Below are 7,995 nucleotides of genomic sequence, written 5' to 3'. Positions count from 1 at the left end.
GTTGCCCCCTCAGATTCTCGCTGGGCAACCCACCGACTCAGGGGTTAACCCCTAGATGTCGCGCGGGGGTGGGGTGAAGGGCGCGGGGTGGGGTGAAGGGTGGGGTGGGGTGCGGGCGAGGGGTGAGGGTGGCCGGGGGGTCAGTTGGGGTTTTGGCCCGACGGGACCGGCTGGGTGGGGCGGATGCTGGGGAGGCAGAGGGTGGTGTTCTTGGGGAGGGTGATCGAGGGGATGCCCTGTTCGCGCAGGCCGAGGTAGCCCTGGCCCAGGACGAGGTCGACGGTGTGGTCGGGGCGTTTGTCGGCGGTGGGCTTGACCTTGCCCTTCACCTGGCCGGCGACGAGCCGCATCTCGGGGCCGTTGGCCTCCGTACCGCGCAGGGCGACGCCGGTGATCTTGTCGCCGTTCGGCTCGTTCGCGACCTTGGCGACGTGGAACCCGCGCTTGCGCAGAATGGTCGCCACCGCAGCCGCGGTACCGGCCTTGGCGCCGCCGTTGTAGACGTTCACCGAGACCTGCTTGGGTGTCAGCCGGTCGTTCGCCATCTTCGTGTCGACGCAGTTCGGCTCGGCGCTGCTCTGGGTCAGCGAGTTCCAGCCCCACCAGCCGCCGCCGACGAGCACGCCGAGCAGCACCACCATGGTGATCGGTGTCCGCCACTGGATCCGCGGGTGTGGGCGCGGCTGTGGGTGGAAGGCGCTCATCTGACAGTCCCCCGACTCATCGAATCAGTCCACGACCAGGACCCGGGCGTGCAGGACCAGACGCTGCTGCAACGCCGCGCGCAAGGCGCGGTGCAGGCCGTCCTCGAGGTACATCTCGCCTTTGAACTCGACCACGTGGGCGAACAGGTCACCGTAGAAGGTCGAGTCCTCGTCGAGCAGCGCGTTCAGGTCCAAGGTGCCCTTCGTCGTCACGAGCTGGTCGAGCCGCACCTGCCTCGGTGGCAGCACGGACCAGTCCTTCGGCTTGTACCCGTGGTCCGGGTAAGGCCGTTCCTCGCCGACGCGCTTGAAGATCACCCACCGGAGTCTAGCCGGGAAGGAGGGTCGGTGAGAGGTCAGGAATGTCACCGGAAAAAGACGCGCCGAGCACTCAACCAGAACCGGTCCCCGGGCGTCTCATGGGGTTAAGGACTAGTTGGGGGAGAAAAATGAGGACTTTGACCCGAATAGGCGTCGGGATGGCTGCCCTCGCGGTGGCTGTCGCCGGTACGACGATCCCGGCCGACGCGCTCACCGTGACCCAGACCAAGGCGGCCCAGACCCGTCTGACCAAGCTCGGCTGCACACCGGGACCCGTCGACGGCAAGGCCGGGGCGATGACGAGTGCGGCGACGGTGCGATTCCAGTCCGCCAACGCGCTGAGCCAGACCGGCGCGCTGAACAGTACGACGTACGCCCGGTTGCTGGCCTCCACGGCGAAGCGCTGTGACGTGCGCGCGGTTCCCCGGCGTACCGGAACTGGTCGCCGGATCGTGATCAGTCAGGGCCAGAACTGGGTCTGGCTGGTCGATGCCAGAGGCAAGGTGGTGCGCCAGGGCGGCATCATCGACAACCCGACGTACCTGAAGCCGGGCACCTACACGAGCGGCGCCAAGTGCGGCCGGGCGGCCCGGATCCGCAAGAACACCGACGGCGGCCGGCTCTACCTGAACAACTTCGTCCGGTTCGCGCCGTGCGGGATCGGCTTCCACCAGATCCCGACGTACAAGAGCAACGGCGCCCAGATCCACGCCGACTGGCTGCTCGGCACCAACTCCAAGGCCTCGCACGGCTGCATCCGGGTCTCCGCCTCGATGTCGGCCACGATCTGGTCCTTCGCGGCGACTTCCGTCAGGGTCGTCGTCATCCGCTGACAATCCCACTAGCATCTCGAACGCACGGGGAAGCTTCCCTTCGTACGTTCGAGAGGCACGTTGAGATGGCCGAGTCAGCCGACGTCGTGGAAACCGTCAAGCAGGGGTACGCGTTCGAGGGGCCGGCGATCGAGCTGGGCGCGCTGCTGGTGGACGGTACGCCGAAACCCGAGGCGGCGGTCCGGATCCCGCTCTCGATGGTGAACCGGCACGGGCTCGTCGCCGGCGCCACCGGTACAGGCAAGACCAAGACCCTGCAGCTGATGGCCGAACAGCTGTCGGCTGCGGGGGTCGCGGTCTTCGCGGCCGACATCAAGGGCGACCTGTCCGGCATCTCGCAGCCGGGGCAGTCGAGTGACAAGCTGCTCGACCGGACCAAGACGATCGGCCAGGAGTGGACGGCGACCGGCTTCCCGACCGAGTTCTACGCGCTCGGCGGACAGGGCACCGGCATTCCGATCCGGGCCACGATCACGTCCTTCGGGCCGGTGCTGCTGTCGAAGGTGCTCGGGCTGAACGAAGTACAGGAGTCCTCACTCGGGCTGATCTTCCACTACGCCGACTCGCAGGGCCTGACGCTGCTGGACCTGAAGGATCTGCGGTCGGTGATCACACACCTGACCAGCGACGAGGGCAAGGACGACCTCAAGGACCTCGGTGGGCTGTCGGCGGCGACGGCCGGGGTGATCCTGCGATCCCTGATCGGGTTTGCCGACCAGGGGGCAGAGGCGTTCTTCGGGGAGCCGGAGTTCGACACCGCCGACCTGATGCAGCAGCGCGACGGCAAGGGCGTCGTGTCGCTGCTCGAGCTGCCGAACCTGCAGGACCGGCCGGCGCTGTTCTCGACCTTCCTGATGTGGCTGCTGGCCGACCTGTTCCACGACCTGCCCGAGGTGGGCGATGTGGACAAGCCGAAGCTGGTCTTCTTCTTCGATGAGGCGCACCTGCTGTTCGCGGACGCGTCGAAGGCGTTCCTGAGCTCGATCGCGCAGACCGTGCGGCTGATCCGGTCGAAGGGGGTCGGCGTCTTCTTCGTCACCCAGACGCCGAAGGATGTGCCGGACGACGTGCTGGCACAGCTCGGGTCGCGGGTCCAGCACCAGCTGCGGGCGCACACCCCGAACGACGCGAAGGCGCTGAAGGCGACGGTGTCGACCTTCCCGAACTCGTCGTACGACCTGGGCGAGGTGCTGACCCAGCTCGGTATCGGCGAGGCGATCGTGACGGTGATGAACGAGAAGGGCGCGCCGACCCCGGTCGCGTGGACCCGGTTGCGCGCCCCGCAGTCGCTGATGGCGCCGGCTACGGCCGAGCAGCTGACCGCTGCCGTGCAGGCGTCGGCCGGCAACGCGAAGTACACCGAGGTCATCGACCGCGAATCGGCCTACGAGAAGCTGGCCGCCCGGGTCCAGGCCGGCGCTCAGCAGGCGGAGGAAGAAGCCAAGTCCGCACCGCAACCCAAGGCGGCGCCGGCTCCCCGCCCCCAGAAGCACGAGAAGTCGATGGTCGAGCAGGTAGTCGGTTCCTCGGCCTTCAAACAGTTCGCCCGCACCGCCGGCCGGGAAATCGTGAGAGGCCTCTTCGGCGCCGCCCGCCGCAAGCGCTGACCGAACGCCCTCGCCAGGGTGACTATTCGATCCTGATCGAATAGTCACCCTCCGTACGGCGATCATTGATCCTTGATCAAACGACTGATCGCTCAACGACTGATTTTCGTTTCCAACTGGTTATCCACAGCACGCCGTAGCGGATTGGGACCAAACCCTCACTCGACGTACCGTGAGAGGCAATGGTCGCGCAGAGTAGGCGAGCGGTACGTTCCTGGGCGCTGTGGACGCTGTCGGTCCCAGCGCTCGGCCTGGTCGTGCTCGTGGACCTCGCGGCGATCGCCTACGGCTTCGAGGCGTTCTCCGAGGTGCAGTCCTGGAGCGGACTCACCGTCGTCTTCGCGCTGACCGTCTCGGCATTGATCTCGGTCGAGGGCGCGCGAAGGGTCGAGAGCCGGCGTCGGCGCGGTGGCGCGCTGCACAAGGACCTCGCGCCAGCCTGGATGATCGCGGCCGCGCTGATCCTCCACCCGGCCCTGGCGATCATCGTCGTGCTCCTCCTGCGGAGCTGGTGGCGGATCCGGGCCGGCAAGTGCATCCCCTATCGGTGGGCCTTCTCGACGGCCGTCTGCGTCCTCGCCGTCGGCGCCGCCCACGCGGTCTACAAATCGGCGCTGGACCTCACCGGCGGCGGCGATCTCGGTCTGGTCGTCTCGATGGCGGCCGGAGCTCTGGCCTATCTCGCCGCCGACACTTTGCTCTGCGGCCTGGCGATCTCCCTGATCGTGCCGGGCAGCAGCCGGCAGGACGCGATCGGCGACAAGGACGACCTGTGCGTCGACGCGACGGCCGGCACGCTCGGCGCCCTGCTCGCGGCGGCGACGCTGGTCAGCCCGTGGTTCGCCTTCGTCGCGATCCCGATCACGCTGACCGCCCAGCGCGCGTTGCTGCTCGGCCAGTTGGAGACCGAGGCGCAGACCGACCCGAAGACGAGCCTCGGCCGGGTCGACTGGTGGCGGCGCCGGACCGAGGAGATGCTCCGTACCTCTCGCACCCAGCGCGAGCCGATGGCGGTCCTGCTGATCGACATCGACCACTTCAAGCAGGTGAACGACCGGCACGGCCACCTGGTCGGCGATGAGGCACTGCGCGCGGTGGCGACGATCCTGCGCTCGGCGATCCGTACCAAGGATGTGATCGGCCGGTTCGGTGGTGAGGAGTTCGTCATCGCCCTCCCCGATACCGATCTGGACGACGCCACGGTCACCGCCGACCGCCTCCGCTCAGCAGTCGCCGGCAGTCCGCTGGCCGCGATGTGCGCCGGCGTCCTCGACGATCCCGACCTCGACCCGGACACCTTCCGTCTCACCGTCTCCATCGGTGTGGCTGTCTACCCAGCGGACGGCAGCACGGTCGACGACCTCCTCCTCCGGGCGGACAGGGCCATGTACGCCGCCAAGGCCGCCGGCCGCGACCGAGTCCGCCTGGCCGCCGACCTCCAGCTACCCCCACGCCAATCCGGCCCGGAGCGGACCGCCCTCCCACGCCCGACCCCAGCAGATCTCCAACACCGCTAGAAGCTTTTCCTCGGTCGCGCAGAACCTTTCGGTGGTGGGCGGCGTCCTCTGGGTGGGACGTGATGGCTGAGGGCAGGAGAGTGGATGCAGCGGGCGGTGAGTCGCGATGAGGACTTCACGGCCTTCGTACTCGCCAGGTCGGCGCGGTTGGTGCACTTCGCGCGGATGCTGTGCGGGGATGCCGAGCTGGCGGAGGATCTGGTCCAGACGGCGCTGGAGAAGGCCTACCTGCGCTGGGACCGGATCGAGCTCGGCGACCCCTTCGCCTATGTCCGGCAAGCCGTCGTCAACCAGCATCTGTCCTGGGTTCGCCGTCGGCTGTGGAGGGAGCGGCCGACTGGGAGCACCGCCGAACTGGACGAGCAGGCAGGCTATTCGCTGCAGTACGCCGAAGACCCGAGTGCCGGGGTGGAGCACCGGATCGCGATCGCCGAGGCGCTGGCGACGCTGACGAGAAGGGAACGGGCCGTGGTGGTGCTGCGATTCGTCGAGGACCTGACCGAGGCGCAGACCGCGGCCACCCTCGGGATCGCGGTGGGAACGGTGAAGAGCGCGAACGCCCGGGCCCTTCAGAAGTTGCGGGCCGCCCCCGAGTTGAGCGGCAGCTATGCGGGGGAGCAGTCATGAACGACGAAGACCTGCGGGAGGCACTGCGGCCGCCGGGTGGCATCGAGCCGCTCGACCCGGCCAAGGTGATCGCCGGGGCACACCGCCGACGCCGGCGCGGCATTGTGGCCGGCGGGGCGTCCGCTGGCGGAGTACTGGTTGTGGTCGCGGTCAGTGTGCTCGTCGGGATGCGGCCGAGCGGCAGCCCAGTGATCGAGCAGCCGGTGACGCCTTCGATCAGTACGCCGAGCACGCCGCGGCCGAGCGCAACCCCGAGTACTCCCAACCCCGGTACGCCGACCCCCGGTCAACCGTCCCAGGCACCGACCAGCCAACCGGTGCCACTCGTACCTCCGAACAAGACCCCGCCGCCCTTCACCCCGTCCGCCCGTACGCCGACGCCACCCGAGACGCCATCGGCCAACACCCCACAGCCGCCGGCCTCGCCGCCGACCGGTACGCCGAGCAGTCCGGCGCCGCCGCAGACGCCCGGCACTCCATGATTGCCTACTGATCCGGCAGAACCTTTTCGCTGGCCGGTCGCGTCCTTGAGCCCGACAGTGAGAAAACCTTGCGGAGGGCAACAAATGACGAAGACCCTGATCAAACAACTCGTGGCCGGCGGGGTGGCCGTGATGGCGCTCGCGGGTGGCGCCCTGGCTGCCTCCGCCGCCGCGGACGGTGGTCCGGGCAACCCGCCCAAGCCAAGCTCTCAAACCCCGAGCAGCGCCCCGATGCCGCCGACCGAAACGCCCCAGCAGACGCCGAGCAACGCTCCGGTACCGCCGACCGAAACCCCGAGGCAGACGCCGAGCAACGCCCCGACGCCGCGCCCGGCCGAGCCGCCCACGGAGACACCCAGGCAGACCCCCGGGCAGACCCCCAGCGCTTGGCCTACCCCGCAGCAGCCGCCCGCGCAGACGCCCAGCAGCTGGCCTACCCCGCAGCAGCCCGGGCAGACGCCCAGCACTTGGCCCACTCCCCAGCAGCCGCCGACCCCGAGCCAGGCGCCCAGGAAGTGACTTGTTCCGAAGAACCGGAGGCACACAACTCCGGTTCTTCGGAACATGGTGAGCTCAGCAGGCGCCGAAGGAACCAGCCGAGATCCAAGCCTTCGACACATACATCCCGGCATGGACGCGCAACCACACATTGGTTGTGCCCTGCGATCCCGTGACGCTCTGACCAGTCGTCTGGCATTCGACCGTCACCTGCGCCGACTTCCCCGCCATCCCGACAACGGCGCCGCTGGAGCTCGCGGAGTTGCGGACGTTCAGATAGCCCGACGAGATCGACACAGTCCCGCGTCCACCATCCCCCGTCCACAGGTACGTCGCGTCTACCCACGAGTTGTCCGTGAGCTTCAGTGCATCCCAGAAGACGCCGTCCGCAAGATCGATCCCGGCCGGATTCGCGACCGTCCGGCCGAACTGATCCTTCCCGCCGTTGTAGCCGTTCTGGTACGCCGCCTGCGACTCGGGCTTGCCCTGCGGCAGGTCCTTCCACATCTCCCGGGTGGCACCCGGGTTCCAGTAGTCGTCCTTCGTGTTCCACGGCCCGACGTCCCACACCGGCTCGAACGCGCACCGGCTGGCGGTGCACACCTTCACCGTGTAGCTGCCCGATCCGTTGCTCGCCAGCCCACGCCGCGACGGCAACGCGACGAAGTGATCGCGGCTCGCGATGACGTGTCCGTTGGCCGTCGTACCGCCGACCAGCCCCTCGCGAGTCGCGAACACGTGCGACTTCAACGGAGCCGCCTGGATCGTCATTCGGCTCTCGGCTGCCTTGTCCGTGGGCTGGACGCTGACATCGCTGATCCACGGGCTGCCACCCTGCGGCGGCGCGATCACGATGATCCTGAGTTGCACCTGGTCGCTGGCGTCGGGCAACGCGGTCGGCTGCCCTGCCTTGGCGGGCGTCCATTCCGTCCAACGGTCTTTGACCAACGCCCGTACGTCGACCTCAGCCGTCGACCTGTCCGGCGTACCGGCGGTGTAGTTGACCACGACGGCTGAGGCGGCCGAGGCGAACCGTACCGGCGCCAGGTTGGCGATGCCCGACCGTTGCCGGACTTCCACCGAGCCCATCGAGGCCGGCGCGTCGCCGAGGATGATCCGCTGCCCGTCGACGCGGACGTTGGTCGAGCCGTCCACTGGCTGAGCAGCCGGTTTGACCGGGTCGGTCGGGCTTGCTGAGCTGGGTCCGGCCGCGAGCGCGAGCGGACTGATGGCGACGGCGACGGCCAGACAGGCCGCCGTTCGCAGCTTGGCGGTGAGATGCATGACTGGTACCTCCGGGGCGGTGAAGGTCACCGGGTGCGATCACCCGGTGAACCCAATGTGACAAACAAACCGCCTCCGTGTATAGCTCGTGAATAAATTTCTGAAGATTACTTGGTGACGAA

The 7,995-nt window shown here is 68.3% G+C and carries 9 protein-coding genes; 5 read left to right on the top strand and 4 right to left on the bottom strand.

Annotated features, from left to right (window positions below; all coding sequences use genetic code 11):
- Window positions 1–140: 140 nt before the first annotated feature.
- Together ABD768_RS25665 and ABD768_RS25660 are read right to left on the bottom strand one after the other, a co-directional pair.
- A complete protein-coding gene (locus tag ABD768_RS25665; RefSeq protein WP_343967186.1) occupies window positions 141–704 on the bottom strand; it encodes a LytR C-terminal domain-containing protein in 564 nt (187 codons plus the stop codon).
- Window positions 705–728: 24 nt separating this feature from the next.
- On the bottom strand, window positions 729–1,022 hold the full coding sequence (locus ABD768_RS25660) for a type II toxin-antitoxin system VapB family antitoxin (RefSeq protein ID WP_020388608.1): 294 nt from the start codon (window positions 1,020–1,022) through the stop codon (window positions 729–731).
- Window positions 1,023–1,153: 131 nt separating this feature from the next.
- On the opposite strand from ABD768_RS25660, the gene ABD768_RS25655 reads away from it, so the two are divergent.
- From ABD768_RS25655 to ABD768_RS25635, 5 genes are all read left to right on the top strand, one after another.
- Window positions 1,154–1,858 (top strand): L,D-transpeptidase family protein, encoded by a 705-nt coding sequence (locus ABD768_RS25655; protein ID WP_343967188.1) that lies wholly within the window; start codon window positions 1,154–1,156, stop codon window positions 1,856–1,858.
- Window positions 1,859–1,923: 65 nt separating this feature from the next.
- Complete coding sequence (locus tag ABD768_RS25650) at window positions 1,924–3,465, top strand: helicase HerA-like domain-containing protein (RefSeq protein ID WP_343967190.1); 1,542 nt, start codon at window positions 1,924–1,926, stop codon at window positions 3,463–3,465.
- Between the two features lie 182 nt (window positions 3,466–3,647).
- A complete protein-coding gene (locus ABD768_RS25645) occupies window positions 3,648–4,982 on the top strand; it encodes a GGDEF domain-containing protein (RefSeq protein WP_343967192.1) in 1,335 nt (444 codons plus the stop codon).
- An 84-nt stretch (window positions 4,983–5,066) separates the two neighbouring features.
- Complete coding sequence (locus tag ABD768_RS25640; protein WP_344844726.1) at window positions 5,067–5,609, top strand: SigE family RNA polymerase sigma factor; 543 nt, start codon at window positions 5,067–5,069, stop codon at window positions 5,607–5,609.
- Window positions 5,606–6,091: a hypothetical protein gene (locus tag ABD768_RS25635; RefSeq protein WP_344844724.1), complete on the top strand. Its 486-nt coding sequence runs from the start codon at window positions 5,606–5,608 to the stop codon at window positions 6,089–6,091. The genes ABD768_RS25640 and ABD768_RS25635 overlap by 4 nt, the downstream gene beginning before the upstream one ends.
- Window positions 6,092–6,300: 209 nt before the next feature.
- Here the strand turns inward: ABD768_RS25635 and ABD768_RS25630 are convergent, their stop codons facing one another.
- Together ABD768_RS25630 and ABD768_RS25625 are read right to left on the bottom strand one after the other, a co-directional pair.
- Window positions 6,301–6,657 carry a hypothetical protein gene (locus tag ABD768_RS25630; protein WP_344844722.1) on the bottom strand — a complete coding sequence of 119 codons (357 nt, stop codon included), beginning with the start codon at window positions 6,655–6,657 and terminating at the stop codon, window positions 6,301–6,303.
- 7 nt (window positions 6,658–6,664) lie between these two features.
- The gene (locus tag ABD768_RS25625) at window positions 6,665–7,873 is read right to left on the bottom strand and encodes a hypothetical protein (protein ID WP_344844720.1); all 1,209 of its coding nucleotides are present in this window, start codon (window positions 7,871–7,873) and stop codon (window positions 6,665–6,667) included.
- Window positions 7,874–7,995 lie beyond the last annotated feature (122 nt).

Origin of the sequence: Kribbella ginsengisoli, from assembly GCF_039537185.1 — a bacterium.
In the GTDB taxonomy this organism is placed as follows: Bacteria; Actinomycetota; Actinomycetes; order Propionibacteriales; family Kribbellaceae; genus Kribbella; species Kribbella koreensis.
Note: the sequence above shows the minus strand (reverse complement) of the source record. Positions and strands in the feature narration are given on the sequence as shown.